This is a genomic window from Coleofasciculus sp. FACHB-712 (assembly GCF_014695635.1).
Lineage (GTDB): Bacteria > Cyanobacteriota > Cyanobacteriia > Cyanobacteriales > FACHB-T130 > FACHB-T130.
On sequence record NZ_JACJOQ010000539.1, the window covers coordinates 26,652 to 45,379 of the forward strand.

The following is an 18,728-nucleotide window of genomic DNA, read 5'->3' on the forward strand; positions in this document are numbered from 1 at the left end:
ATGAATGCTGGTTTTGTCATTAAACTTTATATTGTAACGGTAAATTTACACAAAACTCGAAAATTGTACGCTTCTAACACGAGCAAAAAATACTCTGATAGTCTGAGCCAGTAACTAAAAAGAAGAGCCAATACCTAGCTTTTAAGCCAAACGAATAAGCCTTGCTACTAGGAATTCAACGCAACTGGACTGGCAAAGTTCGGCAGAGTTTAATACCTAGTTGCAGGGATACTCATTGATTTTCGCTCCTAGCTCACTTGATTTGGGTATAGGGTAGAAAACTTTGGCTCTTTAAAATTGTTGAAGTGTACAGATAATCATGTCCAAGTCAAAAAAAATCAAAAGGAAAGGTAGACCCCGCTTAGAACACGAGAAAAAAGCAAGTTCTAAAGGAAGGAAATCAATGCGAGGTCAGCCTGAAGCCTATGACGAACTCAAAAAAATTGTTTCTTTAAGTCTTACCCCAACCGCTTTGACAGGATTAGATGAATTCAGTGCTTGTTTAAATATTTCTCGCAGTGAATTGGTTGAGCGAATCGGTCGGGGTCTGCTGACGATCTCTGAACTGACAACGAAGACCGAGTGAAACTTACGTTTCTACTTGGACTAGAGGCCTGGAGCTACTAAGTAAGAGCTAAATGACTCGCCCTCCCCAGATGAGTAAAAGGTTGCTTCAATCCTTAGCCTTTAATAAACCTAGAAAGGCGGAGGATTAGGATTTATTTAATACCTAAAATTTATTAGGTATTTGCTAATTATTTATTAATAAATTCTAGGTTTTTGAAGCTAGAAATAATACTCCAAAAGGTTTGAGCATTTATATAGCTAATTGCCGCAGGCAGCAATCAATTCGCTGGGTTCAATAGCAAGCAGGGCTGTCTATAATAAATAAACGATTAAAGGAGGTTGGAGATGAAAAGATGAGCAAAACTTAAATCATTGGCACCGTAATTCGAGAGCTTTTAAATAATAGCTCAATGACAATTTAGTTTTTTTGTGTACCATCAGAGGCATTTATTATGCAGGACTCTATCACTTGCTGGTCAGTATTCGAGATGTATGAAGAACAAGTTCAAGCGATATATCCAGAGTCGAAAGCTAAACGAATTATTAATGAATTTCGTTGCGCTACTTTACGGTTTTGGTTATCGCAATTAGGCTTTACTCGGGCAACATCAGGCCGAAAGATGACAAGAGCGGATATTGAGGCAGCTAAGGAGTTTTTAAAAACGTTAAAAGTTGAAGTATTGCTCAGCGCCCGTCAAACAATACAGCAGGCTTTCCAGAGCCAAAAAGCATCTATTGCTAGCCAAAACACTTACGGAAATCGATTTAACCAATTTTTGAGTTGGAGCGAACAACAACAGTGGTGGCCAGCTAAAGGTTCGCGGCGGGCGATAGTGAAACAGCAATCCTGCCCAGCCAGGAAGAATATTTATGGCTCTACCTCCAACACTCCCTTAACCGAGCGGAGCACAATGCGTCAGGAATATACGCTCAAGCCTCAAGACACGCCTGTTCCTTTACAAAAAGAATTGGATGACTTTTATCAATATTTAACTGACCCAGACTGCCCGTTCCGTGTGATTGACCCAATTAGCGAATTATCCGCATTAAAGTACACCAAGGATATACGTCTAATGCTTGGTTGGTTTTGTTACCACCGCACACCGCCAATTGGTTTAGAGGAAGTGCGTTTGTCACATTTGATTTCTGTGGTTAGGCAAGAAGACTTAGAACATCTCAATAGCAAAGAACAGGCAAAACTATGGAAACAGCATAAGCAAACCCTTGAAACTTGGCTGTGCAGTTATTTCCGTTTCTTAAGAGAAGTCCTTCAGTCGAAAAGTCCTTCTACCAAATACAGTAAGTTAGGGGCGCTTTTAGCACTGGCTAAGTTTCTCTACACCAGTGAGGTGGAGGAAGAGGCGGATTACAAGCAGATTCCTCTGTTCAAAGCGCTCAACAACCACTTAAGTTCAGTGAGAAAGGACATCAGCGAGTGGGTGAAAAATCGGCAGTCTGTTTCAGATTTTGAGAAGAAGTGGCCGGATACAGCAGAAGGCGAAACAGCGATGGAAGTTGTTAGAACGAAAATTGTAGAACCGTTGCGTCTGGAGTGCCGACCCAGAAACAGCCGAGGTGGAATTCGGGTCGGCTCTGCCATTGCCAAAAGCTATCAAGATTACTTAAAGTGGTCGCTGCTTGCCGACATCCCCGCAAGGCGGCAACAAGAATACCGTACTTTAAGAATTGCGCTGATTTGTCCTGTTAAGCGTCCAGAATCTGTACCACCTGACAGCTTGTATCATCCCCTGCCGCCTGCACAAGTGCGTGAAAAACATTGGGATGGCACAATTAAGGACAATTATCTTTACTTTACCTATGTCCACGAGAAAAAGCTTTATCCTCAAGGGGTCTGGGTGCTGGACATTCAGCAGTACAAAACCCGCTCGACTCATGGCGCTCAATCGATAGTAATTCCCAACCGCCAGTTTGTTGACGGCAGTTGCTTCTATGATTACCTTGAACACTATTTGTACGGCAGTTGGATCTGTGATGGTTATAAAAATCAACAGGTCTATGATTGGTGGCAGCCGGAGTTAAAGGGACAGCGGGGACGCTGGGTGACAAGTGGGCGAGCTGAATTCAATCCGTTGGATACCTTCTATCTGTCAACGGATGCCAATTCGCCCAAGTGGCCTTGGGGCTATGTGTTTGTCCTCCCCAAAATTGGCATCGGAGCATCAGCTTCGCATTTTGGTTCCTCGTTTGAAAGTACCTCTCATCGTTTTATTGGTAAGCGGATTTCACCCCATATGATGCGGTCTATCTGGGCGACTTGGGCGTATCAAGTCCGGCTTGATGACGCCCAAACTCGGTCATTAGCTTATGCGATGGGACATAACGTTGAGACATTACGGGGAATGTATGAGCGCTGTACTCCGGAAGAGAAGCGCCGACCGATTGAGGAGGTGATTGAGGAGCTGTTGTTTAAGCAGCCGCCATCACCTGAGTTGAAGCAGGAAGCGAACACCGAGTCCGAAAGTTTGCTTGCCCAGTTGCAGAAGTTAAGTCCTCTGGAACGAGAACAGCTCATAGCGATGCTGGATAAGTAATGGGGCTGCTATCTTGACCGATGGTGGGTATTCTAGGGGCCAGGCTTGAGGGTTTGGAGCGTCTTCCAGCTCAGACTTTTCTTGGCTATTGTTGGGCGTGGCTGCAATAGAAGTAAGTACCCTGGTCGGTGAGATTGAATGCGATCGCTATGTGCTTGGGAAGCTTTAAATCCAATCAAGTTACTTGCACAACTTCGTTGTCACCAGCTCTCCAGCGGCGTGCGATCGCAATCAACAACTCAGGAATCTCGTCTTCAGAAATATCCTTAAACTCACCCTCGCTTACACTTAGCCTTATCGGTTCCCCAGCTAGGAGCGAACAGAAATACTTGCGCGACCCCGGAGCCAGTTGCTGCATCGCTTCAAGAAGGCTATCGAGCATATCATCGGTTACGCCTTTCTTCCCGTGCCTAAACTGCGACACGAGACTCTCGCTAGCCTGAGCTTCCTGAGCTAAGGCTCTACCACTAATTTTGTACCGCTTCAGAGTCTCGTTAAAGGCTTCGTGGATCAGCATTAAAGACCAAGGTAATACTTCACTTCAAGTGAATTGAGCTGTACTATAAGTAAAGTGTTTTCCTAAACCGGAGACACCGAAGTTGAAATTAAGCAACCGCGCTTAGAGGTACGAAGCTCCGTTATTGGGAAGGAAAAGTATGGTGCTACCACTTAACTTTAGCAAATTCAGGAAAATAGCCAATACCTATACGAACTTTAAGCATGAAACGGCAAGAGGAGGAGTTTGAGAAATGTTCACGACGCCTCAGCCCCAAGCTCCTCAGACCGTTCGAGAAACTATCCAGTGGCTGCTGCGCCTAGGCCGTCCGCCACTGCCTGAATGTCCGATCGAGGCAGCAAAACAGGGCAAAGAACCCAAACAGCCTTGCTTCTTGGATGGGAAGTATCTGAAAACGGTCAACTGGAAGCAATGGCAAGAGATTCAACCCTTGCAGGAAATCCTCAATGCCTGGTTCTCCAACCCGAAGACAGGGATAGGCACGCTAGGCGGTTGGAACGGAAAGCATTGGCTTGGATGGATTGACTTCGACCGAAAAGACTTCCCCTCCCCGGATGCGTGCGATCGCACAATACAAGAGTGGCTCGAAAAGTACATAGTGTTGGAAAAAGCTCCAATGTTTCGGACTCCCAGTGGGGGTTATCGCTTCTTAGTCGCCTTTAGTCGAGAACCAGAAAACTTTAAAGCTAACTCTGGGTTTAGCCTCAAGCCTGATGGAAGTCACCACGTTGGGGAACTGCTCAGCAAGAACGGCGGACACACGCTTCTGCCTCCAACAGTCGGAATTACTGGCATTGCTTACGAGTGGATGCAATGGAGCGAGTATCCACCAGTAGTAGAGCAACCCGAAGATATCGGAATCTATCCACTTATTAAAAAAGCTGAGAGCGAGCCAACCACACTCCAGTTACCTCGGCGTAGCAACTTGCTCGGTGACACGCAACTGACAGACTTATTAAATAACAATATACTGCCGAGGTTTTCAGCTCAGCAGGCTTTCAACTGGTCGGGACACAACCTCCAAGAATACCCTGGCGGTAAACACAAGGGTAACTGCCCTTGGCACGAATCTAAGTCGGGTACGGCTTTCTACTGCGAACAGAAAAACAGCGTCTGGTTGTGGCGATGTCCAGCGTGTGAAATCGGTGGCGGGGTGGTAGAGTACCGCCATCGTCTTGCAGGCGGCAACGGATCACCGCGAGGACGAGAGTTTGTAGAACTCATGCAACAGCTAGCTTGGGAAGTTGGTGTATCGATTCCCAGTAGTTTAGAGCGCAAGTCTGATAACTCCAGCCATTCGAGTAACAAAGTAATTCCACATCCTACGGCTCTGAGAAGCACTCTCAACACTGAGGAACTATCAAAGCGAATTGACGACCTAATTGAGCGGGAATTACCAGAGTCGGAGTTAGAGCTAAGGCTTTCGGATTTAGTACGGGAAGCCGATCGACATCCCAAAGAAGTTCGGTCGGTATACGATGCGCGGCTTGGCGAAAAAACCCAGCAGCAGGATTTATCGGATAACGTCGTTCAGTTCCAGAAGTTAGCTGACTATCAGCTCAAAGCACAAGCCGTCAACTGGGAAGAGCTTCTGCCTGAACCACTCATCAGAGGATTGTTGACGAAAAGCGAGTCTTCCCGGATCGATCCAATCTACCTGATTCAAAGTTTGCTACCAGGTGTTGGGGGAATGATAGGTGCGAACATCGGTCTGGTTGCAAAGGAAGGAGAAACCGAGCCTGATTGCTGGATTGAGTATCCAAACCTCTGGACGGCTACCATCGCTCCTCCCAGCTCTGGGAAATCAGATGCAGATCGCGCTATCCTCAGTCCGATTCGACACCTGCAAGATACGGAAGCTGACCGCTACGAACAGAGTAAAGCGACGCTTTCTAAGTTAGAGGAAGTTTGGAAGAATAAGCCAGCCAAGGTGCGAGAAACACTACAAGATACCCTGGAAAACCCAGCTAATTATAAAGAGTCAGAAGTTGGCACATGTCGAAAGTATTTGCTTGATGAAGGCGAAATTGAAGCGATAAAGCGCAGGATTTCAGAACAACCTGCTCATGCTGGCTCTATCTGGGCACCTGACGAGTTATTAGGGCTTTTCAAGGGTTTAGATCAGTTCAAGTGTCCCGGTAAGGGCAATGCCCGACAGTTTTTACTGAAGGCTTGGAACGGCCCCCTTAGAGGAAACGTGGACCGGGTGAACGAGAATGAAAGTTTTCGCTTCCAGATGCAGTTACTGACGATCTGTGGAGGCATACAAATAGAACCCGCCAGTCAATTCTTCAATCCAGACGGCAACCATACAGATGCTGATGGCTTACAATCTCGTATTCTTCCAGCTATCCCGACACTGCACCCAGATTTTGATAAGTGGTCGGATATCAAAGTCAGTCTGGATAAACTGCTCAGCAACCTTTACGAGAAGCTGGCTCTACTCCCGAAAGGGTTAGTCTACCTCAGTCCTCAAGCCATGCAGCGCTGGAAACGTCAGTGGGAAAAGTACCGTAGGGGTTACAAAACCTATTTGCACACGAATCCAGCCTTTGCCTACTTTCTGGGAAAAATGTGCAGCAACCTCATGCGGCTTGCCCTGATTCTTCATTGCCTCGAACACTGCTACCGTCCAAAATCTAACTTCTTCAGCTTGGGGTTAGACACGTTTGAGCGAGCAATTGACTTGGCTAGTTTCTACATCGGTCAGTTTCGATTAATGCAGGCTCAATTTACTAAGTCACCGGAACAGGGGCTAAGTGAGTTTCTAATGAACATCCTGTCCTTGTGCCTGGAAGAAGGGCGAATTAACCCCAGCCGCGTCATCAACAAATGGCGTCGGCACAAGGGTAAAGATGGTAAGTCACTCAGATCGCCTGAAGTTCAGGAGATGTTCAAAACTATTGCCCAGTCACGACCCCAACAGGTTTTGTTTGACGGCAAAGAACTCATAGCATTGGTAGCCGATCGCTCGGCTCAAATGCTTTCTGCCCGAAGCGACAGCACCACGCTCTCGACTTGTGTTAATTCCCAACTGTTCGAGCAGACGGCTAATGGCAGAAGTCAAGGGGTGACTGTTGAAAAATGCGATTGTACTCCGCGCACTGCCGAATGCGATCGCATTCGATCAATATGCGATCGCCCCGATCGAACGGAAAAAGTCCCACGGGTTGAGGAGTTTGATGATTTATTCGATCAATGCGATCGCTCCCCCTCCCTTACCTATGAGCTTGATACGGGTGATTCTCTATCAGTAAATTTGTTTGTCCAACCCCCACTTTGCGATCACATCGATCGAAAAACCGAGGAAACCCAAGTAGGGAAAGATACAGAGGCGTTCGATCGGGGCGATCAAATGCGATCGCATTTGATCGAATGTGATCGCATTCAATCAAAAAATCAGGCGGAAGAAGCACCAGCCCCCCAAGGCGCTGCTTCCACGTCTTGGAATCCTGAATCCACCTTACCTACTAAGTTCCGGGAAGGCGATCGCGTTTTTTGGGAAAATTGCCCTCCCTATTGCGAAGAGTTTGCCCCATTTGAAATCACAGCTATTGATGGCGATTACGCCAAGCTTGACTTGATTAACAAGCCAGTACCACTTGCAGAGCTAAAGCTAGCGACTTAGCGCTCTCAAGAGTTACCCCGACCCCGACGCCCTAATGCTTAACGCTCATTAAGCGGCTTGCAGCAGGGGTTCTCAGGGTATGCGTACCCGTGAAAGCCGTAACGTCTTGTTAGACGTTACACAGAAAATTCCCGCGCCGCCTGTAACCTCTAGTTAGGAGTTACACCTTGACTTCAGAATCAAAGAAAAAATTAGAAATTCTTAAGACAGCGGCAGACATCTCAGATTGGGGATACGGTCGCTGGGCTTACGAACAGTGGGAAATCTTCAACGAACAGTATTGGGACGGAAGTTTAGAACCCGGTGCTATTTTTTGGGGACTTACACCCCACGGACAATCACTTGGCTCTTATGAATCCTGGCGCAATGCCATTACCTTGCACAAAGCTCTTGTTGAACCAGCTTCTAACGCTTGGAGGCGAGGTAAATTACTGGGTAAGAAATTCGCGGCGGATGTGTTGCTCCACGAGATGATCCACCAAGCTCTTCTTCAACAAGGAAAAGTCTGCCCCGAATCTCACAACTGTGAGGCTTGGTGCGATGAGATTAATCACCTCATACCCTTAATGGGCATCGAAACCAGTCTGATTGCCCGACCTGTGAAGCAGCGTCGAATCAAAGTTGAGTTAGTGGGGGTAGATGGCAAGCTTACAACAAAGTCCAAAGTAACCTGGGAGCCACGACCGGGGTTTATGCCTCGTTCGACGATCGCTAATTTCCCCCACTCGTTGCGATCGCACTCTTACTATGAAAAATCAGCCGTACAGTTAGGTAAAAAATGTGGATTGTTGGTAGATAGCGATGCCGCCGTTGAGCGTAACGTCTAGTTAAGCGTTACGGTTCTTCATTACTTGGTATGCCAAACTATTAGTTTAAAGGGCTGAAAAGCCTGGAATACAAACTTTTGGGACTTCTTAGCGCCTCTCCCACCAAAAATAATTTAAAATAATGCCCAAAATCCTTGCTGTGCAGAAGTTCTGGGTATTGCAGGAGGCAGATTAGCATATCAGGTACGGAAGAGCCAGCGTTACAGTTAACGCGCCAGCACGAGCTTAGCACTCTGTTGGGACGGATAGTAATATTTATTGACGCTTCTGTTTCAGCCAAAGCAGCCTTGTGGCTGTGCCTTGTGGAATCTTCGTTACTTTGGTTGGCTTACTCCCATTTACATCAACCAGGTAAAGAAAATTAGTACACTCAGGATAACCTATTAGTAACAAAGGGCGATAACATTTACCGTCGTACCCAGCTGCAAATACAATCTTTTGCCCGTCAGGTGACCAAGCGAAGTCTTGAATACCGCCAGCTGGACTTTTAGCAGGTGTAGGAAACAGTTCTCGCAGCTTTTTAGTCTTCAGATCCAATAGCCAGATTGTTTCACTGTTGAAGTTGAAGTTGTTATTGGTTTTGGCCCTAATGAGCAAAGCGAGATAGCGACCATCCGGCGACCACTTCATGGCTTCATCATTAGAAGATAGAGATGGGAATATCCGAATTGGTAAATCATCTTTGGCATCAAGGACTACTTGCAGGTTACTTCCGTCAGAGTTGATTTGGTACAGCGTCTTCAAGGTTTTCTTCGTATCCCTGTGCCAGAAGGCAAGAGTTTTACTGTCTGGTGACCAAATCAGTTGGTAAACACTACCAGGAGCGAGTTGAGTAATACGCCGCGAACGCTGACTAGCAATATCGAACAGGTAAACATCTTCGACAATGCCAAAGGTTTTGTCAGTAAAGCCGTCTGTATAAGCGACAGTTTTCCCATCTGGGGACAAGGTGTACTGATTACTACTGCCAAAACTTTTGTCCTTGATTTTTAAGACTTCTATAGAACCGTTAGGACTAATGGATTTTTTCGCGTATAGAAGTCGTTGAGTCTCAGGAGACCATGACACATAGGATCTCCTCGTTTCCTCGTTAAGAGCGCTTGGGATACTGTTGGGAAACTCCCACTTAGACATTTTCCAATCTGTTGAGTTTACTACATACCAACCCTGTTGCTTGTTAATCTCGGTGAGGTTGAGGATAACGTCGCGATCGCTTGGTAAGCTGGTAATGCTCTTGACAGGAGCAAGTATTGACACGCCACACCCACCCAAAAGCATATAGATCAGGAAGAAAAATCTTAGCGGTTTGAAAGAGGCTTTCATTTTTTAACAGCGGCGCTTAAGCCTTACAGGGATAGGGAGCATTGAATTTCTGTCCTTCCAGCCTAAGCGTGGAGGTGTGGCAGTTATGCAACCTCACATTCTGCTTTTCTAACTGTCACAGTCAATCTCACCCAATATCGCCATTGGATATTGGTGCAAAAATGATGTCTAGTTTACCAACACATGCTGTTGGTGTAATGGATAGGGGATTGGCGGGATTAAAATTTATTCAAGACTTAGTACAAAAAAATAAATACTTCGTTTTGCGGATACAAAACAATTGGAAACTAAAATTTTAAGAGTCAAATAAATTAGTAAAAATTGGTGCATCTAACGATGCTCAAGCATATAGAGTGATTAATTTTTGTGATGTGGAAACCCGAACTGAATTCCGGGAGTGTGACTAATTTACCAGCAGCAGGAGATGCAGCAGTTAGTGATGATGACATTAGGGATATTTATCGACTCCGCTGGAGAGTTGAATTATTATGGAAGTTTTTAAAGATGCACTTAAAACTTGACAAATTAATTACCAAAAACGTCAATAGTATTACTATCCAAATTTACGTTAGTTTGATAGGTTATCTGATTTTACAGCTTTTATGCATTCCCGAACAATGGGGGCATACACTATTAGATAAATTCCGCTATTTACAATGTTGTATGTGCCAAAAAATCAGTTATGTCCATTGGTTTGAGGAGATAATGTTATGTTGACTAATTTAGGCTTTTTAGACTTAGTGCAACTAACTATGTAAAGTTTTGTATCAGCATTCAACAATTCTGGCTTTGGATAAGAATTATGCCTACAAAGGCACCTTGACGACATCAATTTGATAATAATGGAACCAACAATTTGTTATCAGACATTGCTCTTAGATAGAAAAATTTCTTAACCGTACACGTACTTAACCACTATGAATCGAGATGCCCTGGTGGTAGGGATTAATCAGTATCCCTTCCTCAAGGATAGTCCGACGAGCAAGGCGAAACATCTAAATACCCCTGCTAGCGATGCAGAAGCGATCGCCCTACGATTAGAAGAGTATGGCGGGTTTCGAGTGCGGCGACTGCCGGAATCGATTCAGGAAGAGCAGCGTCGGGTCGATCCGAAAAAGCTGGTACAGGGGGATGCTTTGCACGAGGCGATTATCCAACTGTTTAATCCAGTCGGAGATAGCGTTCCCCAGACGGCACTGTTGTATTTTGCGGGTCATGGGTTGCGCCGCAATCTGGGTGGAGTGACTGAAGGGTTTTTGGCAACGAGTGATTCTGACCCCCGGAAGAATCAGTGGGGGGTTTCTCTGCGGTGGTTGCGGGAACTGTTGCAAAAGACTCCGATACAGCAGCAAATGGTTTGGCTAGACTGCTGTTACAGTGGTGAGTTGCTCAATTTCGCTGAAGCTGATTTGGGGACTGCGGGTCAGGGTCGGACAAGGTTTTTTATTGCGGCAGCGCGGGAGTTTGAACCGGCTGAGGAGAATATTCAGGGTGAGCATGGGGTGTTTTCTCAGGTACTTTGGGAAGGACTCGACCCCAGGCGACAACCGGATGGTGTGGTTAATAATGACAGGTTGATTGAGTATATTGACCAGAGGCTCAAAGGCACTCCCCAACAGCCGATTTGGTACAACCCTAACTGTGAAATTATCCTAACGGGCGAACGGGAAGAGGTGTTCGTTCTCACTCCAGACGGGATTTGTCCTTACAAGGGGTTGCGCTTCTTTGATGTTGAAGATGCTGCCTATTTTTACGGGCGGGAAGCGTTGAGTCAAAAGCTCATCGAGCGAGTGCAGGTGGGTAAGGGGAATTTTCTGGCGGTGCTGGGGGTTTCTGGGAGTGGCAAGTCTTCGTTACTCCGAGCTGGATTGATGCATCAATTGCAGCAGGAGCGCAGGTTGCCGGGGACGGAGCAATGGAAAATTCGGATTTTTACGCCAGGGGAACAGCCGTTGGTAAGTTTGGCAACGGCGTTTTTGGATGAGGAAGTAACGGATATTGATCGTGCAAGGCAGCTCAAGGAGGCAGAAGAAGCGATATGCCTCCGGCACGCTAGCGCGAACGCACAGGGAGTAACAGGTTTGGCACGGTTGATTAGAGCCTCTAAATCACCGCGTACTGTACTGATTGTGGATCAGTTTGAAGAGGTTTTTACTGTTTGCCAGAGTCAGGCTGAGCGACAACAGTTTATCTCTAGTTTGTTGGGAGCGCTCAAACAAACGGGGGATAAGCTCTGCCTTATCTTTGCAATGCGAGATGATTTCCTGGGTAAGTGTGTGGCTTATCGAGAACTGGCTGACTTGATTCAAGCCAATCTGGTGATGGTGACACCAATGAATGCCCAGGAGTTGAGGCAGGCGGTTATCGAACCAGCGAAAAAACTGGGGCGCAAAGTTGAGGAGAATTTGATTGACGCCATCCTTAAGGATTTAGGCGTTGAGGTCGAACAGCAGACACGGGAACCTGAACCGGGAATGCTGCCCCTATTGTCCTATACACTAGAGCAGCTCTGGCAACGGCAGACCCTGAACTGGCTGAAGCTGGATAGTTACAACAAACTGGGGGGAGTACAAAAAACTCTAGAAAATCTGGCTGAACAAACTTACAAGCAGCTCTCCGTTGAGGAACAGCGGGTAGCTGATCAGATTTTTATCAAGTTAACTCAGTTAGGGGAAGGGACGCCGGATACTCGCAAGCAAGTTCCTCAAGGGGATCTGTTTGCCCAACCTCAATCAGCTGGTTTGGTGGGGCGGGTGATTCAAAAGTTGGTTCAGGCAAAGTTAATTGTCACCAGCGAGCAAAGGAAAAGACAAGAGAAGGTAGCGGTGGTGGATGTAGCTCATGAATCGCTGATTCGCTATTGGTCGCGGTTACGGGAGTTACTAGATAATAACCGAGAAGCAATTAGAACTGAGCGGAAGATTCAGGCAGCGGCTGAGGAGTGGCGAGAGAAAGAGAAGTCTAAGGATTATCTGCTCACAGGGTTGAGGTTGGGGGAAGCTGAAAAGTTTCTTCAGGATGAGGCGGATATTGTGCCACTGTCGAGTTTAGCTAAGGAGTTTGTAGAGGACAGTCACAAAGAGCGCGACCGCATACAGGCAGAGCGTGATCGTCAACGCCGCAAAACTATCATTACGCTTACTAGCTTCTCTGTAGTTGCCTCTATTCTTGCACTTGCTGCTGGGATGGGATGGTGGCGTACTGTTATTGCCGAAAAAAATGCTCAACTTATCGCTCGCAGTCAGTCTTCAGAAGCATTGTTTGCCTCAAATAAGGAGTTTGATGCACTTTTAGAAAGCATCAGAACAGGGAAACAAATGAAAAGAGAATTTGGCATAAATGCCAATACTGAGATGCGAGTTGTGGGTGCTTTACTACAGTCCGTCTACAGTGTGAGAGAGCGCAATCGCTTTGAAGGTTATAATAAACAGTTCAATCTCACTTCGTTTTCTCCTGATGGTCAGACTATTGCTGCTGTTAGTGAGGATGGCAGTATCAAAATATGGAATATAGATGGAACAGAAAAAACTAATATTAATCTCAAACCAAATTCTGAACTCAGTAATGAAAATTATTTAGCCAGTAGCGTCAGCTTTAGTTCCAAAAGCAATACTATAGTTGCTGCTACTAGGGATGGCAGCATTAAACTCTGGAACTTTGATGGTCAAGAACTATCGAGCTTTAAAGGTAATGCAAAAGACATCATTTTGACGAGCATTAGTCGTGATGGGACAACTATTGCTGCCGTTAATCTTCAAGGGAAAATCAAACTCTGGAAGCGCAACGGTCAAGAATTGCAATCATTTCAACATCCCTTGCAACCAGGTAGTTGGGTTAGCGCTTTAAGTTTTAGCTCCGACAGCAATATTATCGCTTCTGCTGATAATAGCACCAGTGGTACTGTTAAACTTTGGAGTCTCAAAGGTAAAGCTCCTATCACATTGAAGCAAAATTGGAGCGTTAGCAGTCTAAGTTTTAGTCCTGCATTCAAGATGCTTGCTTCTGTTGAAGAGTTAAATAAAGCTATACTTTGGGATTTCAATGGGCAAGAAATTGAACGATTAGATGACTTTTACGATTCTTTCATAACTGGCGTAAAGTTTAGTTCTGATGGTGATAAAGTTGCTACTTTTGGTATGAGAGATAATATTAACCTCTGGGAATGGGTTAATGGTAGTTTGCGGATGCAAGAACAACCATTGCTTGGACATAGTTCCATTATTACTGATGTCAACTTCAGCTTAGATAGTAAAATGCTGCTTTCAGTCAGCGCTGATAAAACAGTTAGAATCTGGAACCTTGATGAAGTGAAACAAGAAATCTTTAAGCCAGTTAATGTATCTTTAGGGGATGTAAGTTTCAGCCCAGATGGTAGAACAATTGCTACTGTTGTTACTGGTGATGGTTCAATAAAACTCTGGAACTTAGACGGGACTCCTCGAAAAACTCTTGCAGAGAATATCCCTCTTTCTAGAATTAAGATAAATTTCAGTTCCGACGGCAAACAGTTGGTATATGGCGGTTATAGCAATTATCATATTGTTCAAGTTTGGAATATTGAAACTGGAGAATCTAGAACGATCATGAAACAAAAAATACAGACACTAGCTGGAGGCAAACGCAATGATTATGGTCAGCCTAGCTTCAGTCTAGATGGCAAAACTATTGCAGTTGGAAGAGAAGATGGCACTGTAAAACTTTTACATACCGATGGTACAGAAATCAAAAGCCTTAAAGGAGGGAGCAAGATAGTTCGTTATAGTCCAGATGGTAAAATTATTGCTTCTGCTAGTAGCGATAATACTGTCAAAATATGGGACGCTGATGGTACAGAATTACGATTTTTAGCAGGAAGTTCTTATCCTATTACCAGTTTGAGCTTTAGCCCAAATAGCAAAAGTTTAGTAGCAGGAAACAAGAATGGAAATATTATTATTTGGAGTCTCACGGGAACAAGATTTCAAATACTTCAAGGACACACTTCTGCTGTTTCGAGTTTAAGTTTTAGACCTGATGGACAAATATTCGCTTCTGCTAGTGGTAGTGGCACAAAGGATGATGGTACAATCAAATTTTGGAGTATTGATGGAAAAGAAATAAAATCATTTTCGACTAAAAGCCCTAATGTTTATAGTCTTAATTTTATTGCCAATAGTAAAATTCTAGCTGTGCATACTGGTTCTGTAACTATGTGGAATTTGGATATAGATTCTTTATTGGGGAAAGGTTGTGATTGGGTACGCAATTATTTAAAAAACAATTCCACCGTTAAGGATAGCGATCGCCATCTCTGCGATGGCATCGGAACTGCTAATTAAGGTGCACAAGCTTAGTCATTTTTAGCCTCTCCCCCTGGCAAATTACTTAAACTGCGACTCGCCACATCCGCACTCAATCCCCAAAGCACCAATCCTAAGTAATCAGCAAACGGGTCAGCTCCAAATGTCGCCCCCTTCTCCACATAAAGAGCGCGAATTCCTACCACGGACAACCCAAACAGCAGCGCCAACGACAACAGTGGTCGCACCACCCACAACGTTGCTTCGGCTCGTACCGTACTGGATACTCCAGACAAGAAAATAAGCGATCGCCTCAACTGCACTACCCACATCGGCAAAGCAGGCGCTTTCCTCACCTCAGCCTGCACAGCATGATTAACTGCCGCCGCAGCTTTCTGAGCTTCTTGAGCCGTTTCTGTCATCGTGGCATCAGGCTGCTTGTCTGAACCCATCATCGCCGTTCCCAACTTCACCGCCTCTGCCTGGATTTCTTCGAGTAACGTTTTCGCTTGCTCCAATCCTTTTTCATCCGACGACAATCCAATCAGCGATCGCGCTTCAGCAATCTTTTGCAGTATCCCGTTTTCTCCCCCAACCTTGGGATGCTGCTGTTTCGGTTCCAACTTTTGCTCCATCGTGCGTAACCGCTTCAAGCAGTTGAGACGGTCTGCGATCGCTTCTACCTTTGCCGTAACTGTTTCCAAGTCCATCTGGTAAATTGATTTGCGGACTTCTTTAACCATTGGGGTGAGAATTTTCTGGTCTTCGGGGTCAGCTTCAGCAATCTCTTGCTCCAACTCGTTAACCTTCCCTAAAGCATCGGATTGGGGAATTCCCTTTTCCTGCATGTACTTAAACAATCTGCCCAAAGCAATTCCCACCAGTAAAACCAACAGTGGCAGCAGCGGTCCAATCCGCACATTCAAATCGATTGGAATTCCCAGCCTCTCCTCTCGTCCATCCAGCGTCAGGTAAACCCATCCTGTATAGCGGTCGGGGGGAATTTGCGATCGCTTCCATTTCAACGGCAAGCTAATAATTTGATTGGCTGCTAACATTGCTGGACTTGGGGGTGGCTCTACTTCAGCTTTAGTAATTTGGTAGCCAGTCTGCTGACCCTCTAAGACCACCTCAGTACTGGTAAGAGATGCGGGTGCCTCAACGGGGTTGTCTAACTTGAGTTGCCACTGATCCTGAAACGCACTAGCCGGGAGCAACAGACGCGCCAAAGCACAGTCTAGTAGCCAGCTACACCGCACTAACTGACGCCGTATCTGTTCGCCACCTTTGACAGGCACCACAGCAGGTTTAGCTTTTGCCATCACGCTTAGGGGAATGACCATCGCATCAGGCCGCTTTTGACCGGGTAACAGCAGCACAATTTGACCTTCATAGGTTCCCGGCACTTTGATGCCATTCACCTTCACCTGAAAATCCTTTGGCACTTCCGCCGAGAGCTGGGGTTTTTCAACCAACTCCACCTGCTGCCGACCAATGACTTCATCCCCATCCTTGCGTTTGAGGTCGGAGGGTAGGAAGATAAACGCTGCTACATTTCCCCCAGAAGCCGTCAGTCGCATATTGCCTGTGAAAGCATTCTCAGAACCCAGCCAACCCTTGATTTGTAGAGGCTTGTCTCCAGCGTCAACTTGAATCCCAACTTTGGTTTGAGCCAGAACTGGGGCAGGACAAACCAGTAAAATCAGCAGAACAGCAGGAATCCAACGTTTCATTATCCGTCTTCAGGAATTAGTGATGGGCGACAGGAACAGTTAAAGCAATCTCGTGAGCGGCATACAGCGAATAAACCAGACCCAAGGGATTTAGGTTTTCCCGAAGCAGCTCTCGACGCACTGCCAGCATAGCCTGTCCCAACGGCTCTCCCCGAAATAGCCTGCCTAATAAGGCGATCGCATAGGGTTCGGCAAACATTTCCGGCACTGGACATTCCGTACCAATCACGCCACTGGCACCAGCCGCTCGAAAGTCATCAATCAAGCTGATGTAGCTTTCTGGCCCGTAATCACCCGTACCGCAGCCATTGAGTAAGACTAAGGGGTGATGCTGCCACCGATGCTCAAAGTCTTCCAGGAAATTACTGTAAATTCGTTCTCCGCTGAGTGCTAGATAAGGTTGCTTGCTGGACTCTTCCACCCCACCGTGGCAATAAAAGTAAATCAGATCCAACGTTGCACCATCATTCTCCCAGATGAGTTCGAGTGCAGGAATTTCATCAGCCTCAAACATTTTCACTGAACCGAGTGCTTCAATTTTTGGCAAGTGTTCCTGCCACAAGAGAAACTCCCGACAGACATTAAAATTCAGCGATAAGGGGCGATCGTTCGCAATTTGCCGCACCAGTGCCAGGGGTTGAGGGAGTTCGTTACTCGTCCAAGCCGGAAGTTGCTCAATGGCATAGCGATAACCCCAAAAGGAATGGGGACAAACGACTTTAGAATCATCTTTGAACGGGCAGTCCGTACAGTCTGTGTCCCGTTCGACAAATTGCTCGCACACGTGCACCTGTTGGCTGAATCTGATTTTGCGCTCGTACAGCAACGCCCAAGGGATTGTTACCTTTCCTAAAATTGGGTTGACTTGGATGACGGTATTGGGATTAAGAGCGGCTCGTAATGTTTCGCCTCGGTCTTCTCCCAAGGTATTCCCTTTATTTTCGGGGAGTATGGCTCGATAGAGGCTGCGTCCAGCATTAGCTAAAGCCGGGAGCCAGGTATTGAGCAGTGCCATATCGCCCTGAGTTTTCCACTTGTATCCCTCGTCGTTTGAAGCCATTAACGTCAGTTGGTGGCGAACTGCCGCGATCGCTTCTCCGAGTGCGGTAGGCTGTAAGGTCGTGTCGTAGAAGCCGAGTTCTTGATTGCCTTGAGTGCGATCGAGAAAGCGAAAGTCAATGCTGCCATCACGTCGGTCAAGCTCTACATCGACGGTTAGGACTCGTTCGGGCAGCAGTGCTAGCTGTTCGTTGGTCAGCAGGTCAGTGGTGGTGAAGGTAATTCGGGCGGTTTGGGGGGGTCGCAGGGATTCTGGAATTTCAGCGCCAGCTCTGGATAGAATTAGAGCTGTAATCTGCTTGGACTGGAGCAGGTAGCCGCGATAGAGCAACTCGACCCGGATATAGCCGCGACCTTCAAATAAATTCGGCTTGACGGTGAATTGTACGCTATCTGACGAACCACGGCGAGGCAAGGTGAGTAACTTGACGGTGGCATCGATGCTGAAATCTTTAGAGGTAATAACTACATCGAGAGATAGGGTTTCTTGGTCGTTCCAAACTTGAGCTAGAGCTTGGTCTGGGAAGGGAGTTGGCTCTTCGTCTAGTCCTTTTCGTTCGGGACTGATATCGATGAATAAGAGGTAAGGCTGTCCGTGGATGAGGGGTTCGCTGGGGGGAATGGTGACGCGATCGCCAGAATTGCCGAAGTAGGTGTTGAAGAAACGGTAGGACTGAACGTAGTCCGAGAGTCCTTCTAGAAAACTAAGCTCCTTAGCCGTTTGGTCTTGGTTGTCAGTTTTAAGAATTGTGCTAGTAAGGCTGATTACTTCATTGGGTTGACTACTAATGCCTTTAGGAGAGCCGTCAAAAGTTACGACTTCTCTGGTTTCCGGAAAAAGTTCTTGCTCTAACTCAACCAGGCTAGGCAATAACTCTCGTGGAATCTGACCGTCTAAAGCCTCTAGTTTGGCTTTGTTAAGCTGGTAGAGCTGATTTAAGGCAGCATTTGCCTCAATTATTGCCATCAGACCTTTTTCAATTTCTTCCCAGTAATCAGGGTCGAGTTCCAGTTCCCGTCCTACATTTTGCAGAACTTCTTGTTCATCAGTGCTTAAGGGCACTTTCAGCTCTCTCAAAGCCAGTAGGAGAGCTAACAGGGTCTTGGTAGCGGAGGAATTCATCAACTTAAGGTAACCAGGCGACAAAGTACAGCTAGTCGATCTGATGCGAATTATTTAGTTGCTATGACACGGGATGCACTTGTAGTTGGTATAAACCAGTATCCTTTTTTACAAGATACT

At 46.2% G+C, this 18,728-nt stretch carries 9 protein-coding genes and 1 pseudogene; 6 read left to right on the top strand and 4 right to left on the bottom strand.

Annotated features, from left to right (window positions below; genetic code table 11):
- The first annotated feature begins 403 nt into the window (after nucleotides 1-403).
- Together H6F50_RS18645 and H6F50_RS18650 are read left to right on the top strand one after the other, a co-directional pair.
- Nucleotides 404-586: a hypothetical protein gene (locus H6F50_RS18645; RefSeq protein ID WP_190429851.1), complete on the top strand. Its 183-nt coding sequence runs from the start codon at nucleotides 404-406 to the stop codon at nucleotides 584-586.
- A gap of 601 nt (nucleotides 587-1,187) precedes the next feature.
- Nucleotides 1,188-3,119 carry a hypothetical protein gene (locus tag H6F50_RS18650; protein ID WP_190429852.1) on the top strand — a complete coding sequence of 644 codons (1,932 nt, stop codon included), beginning with the start codon at nucleotides 1,188-1,190 and terminating at the stop codon, nucleotides 3,117-3,119.
- Nucleotides 3,120-3,294: 175 nt separating this feature from the next.
- On the opposite strand, the gene H6F50_RS18655 is transcribed toward H6F50_RS18650, so the two are convergent.
- Entirely contained in the window at nucleotides 3,295-3,636 is a 342-nt protein-coding gene (locus H6F50_RS18655) for a hypothetical protein (RefSeq protein ID WP_190429853.1), read from the bottom strand.
- Nucleotides 3,637-3,868: 232 nt separating this feature from the next.
- On the opposite strand from H6F50_RS18655, the gene H6F50_RS18660 reads away from it, so the two are divergent.
- Together H6F50_RS18660 and H6F50_RS18665 are read left to right on the top strand one after the other, a co-directional pair.
- Entirely contained in the window at nucleotides 3,869-7,264 is a 3,396-nt protein-coding gene (locus H6F50_RS18660) for a DUF3987 domain-containing protein (protein WP_190429854.1), read from the top strand.
- Between the two features lie 167 nt (nucleotides 7,265-7,431).
- Nucleotides 7,432-8,091 (top strand): hypothetical protein, encoded by a 660-nt coding sequence (locus H6F50_RS18665; protein WP_190429855.1) that lies wholly within the window; start codon nucleotides 7,432-7,434, stop codon nucleotides 8,089-8,091.
- Between the two features lie 255 nt (nucleotides 8,092-8,346).
- On the opposite strand, the gene H6F50_RS18670 is transcribed toward H6F50_RS18665, so the two are convergent.
- Nucleotides 8,347-9,414, bottom strand: coding sequence for a PD40 domain-containing protein (locus H6F50_RS18670; RefSeq protein ID WP_190429856.1), 1,068 nt, complete (start codon nucleotides 9,412-9,414; stop codon nucleotides 8,347-8,349).
- A gap of 152 nt (nucleotides 9,415-9,566) precedes the next feature.
- Between H6F50_RS18670 and H6F50_RS18675 the strand changes: the two are divergent.
- Both H6F50_RS18675 and H6F50_RS18680 read left to right on the top strand, forming a co-directional pair.
- Nucleotides 9,567-10,131, top strand: a pseudogene (locus tag H6F50_RS18675) (transposase); the annotation flags it as partial.
- A gap of 200 nt (nucleotides 10,132-10,331) precedes the next feature.
- Nucleotides 10,332-14,732 (top strand): AAA family ATPase, encoded by a 4,401-nt coding sequence (locus H6F50_RS18680; protein ID WP_190429857.1) that lies wholly within the window; start codon nucleotides 10,332-10,334, stop codon nucleotides 14,730-14,732.
- Between the two features lie 11 nt (nucleotides 14,733-14,743).
- Here the strand turns inward: H6F50_RS18680 and H6F50_RS18685 are convergent, their stop codons facing one another.
- Together H6F50_RS18685 and H6F50_RS18690 are read right to left on the bottom strand one after the other, a co-directional pair.
- Nucleotides 14,744-16,426 (bottom strand): hypothetical protein, encoded by a 1,683-nt coding sequence (locus tag H6F50_RS18685; RefSeq protein WP_190429858.1) that lies wholly within the window; start codon nucleotides 16,424-16,426, stop codon nucleotides 14,744-14,746.
- 16 nt (nucleotides 16,427-16,442) lie between these two features.
- A complete protein-coding gene (locus H6F50_RS18690; RefSeq protein WP_190429859.1) occupies nucleotides 16,443-18,608 on the bottom strand; it encodes a CHAT domain-containing protein in 2,166 nt (721 codons plus the stop codon).
- Between the last annotated feature and the right edge of the window lie 120 nt (nucleotides 18,609-18,728).

Coding starts and splice junctions, on each gene's coding strand:
- H6F50_RS18645 (WP_190429851.1), top strand. CDS start 404: ATGCGAGGTCAGCCTGAAGCCTATGACGAACTCAAAAAAATTGTTTCT.
- H6F50_RS18650 (WP_190429852.1), top strand. CDS start 1,188: ATGACAAGAGCGGATATTGAGGCAGCTAAGGAGTTTTTAAAAACGTTA.
- H6F50_RS18655 (WP_190429853.1), bottom strand. CDS start 3,636: ATGCTGATCCACGAAGCCTTTAACGAGACTCTGAAGCGGTACAAAATT.
- H6F50_RS18660 (WP_190429854.1), top strand. CDS start 3,869: ATGTTCACGACGCCTCAGCCCCAAGCTCCTCAGACCGTTCGAGAAACT.
- H6F50_RS18670 (WP_190429856.1), bottom strand. CDS start 9,414: ATGAAAGCCTCTTTCAAACCGCTAAGATTTTTCTTCCTGATCTATATG.
- H6F50_RS18680 (WP_190429857.1), top strand. CDS start 10,332: ATGAATCGAGATGCCCTGGTGGTAGGGATTAATCAGTATCCCTTCCTC.
- H6F50_RS18685 (WP_190429858.1), bottom strand. CDS start 16,426: ATGAAACGTTGGATTCCTGCTGTTCTGCTGATTTTACTGGTTTGTCCT.
- H6F50_RS18690 (WP_190429859.1), bottom strand. CDS start 18,608: ATGAATTCCTCCGCTACCAAGACCCTGTTAGCTCTCCTACTGGCTTTG.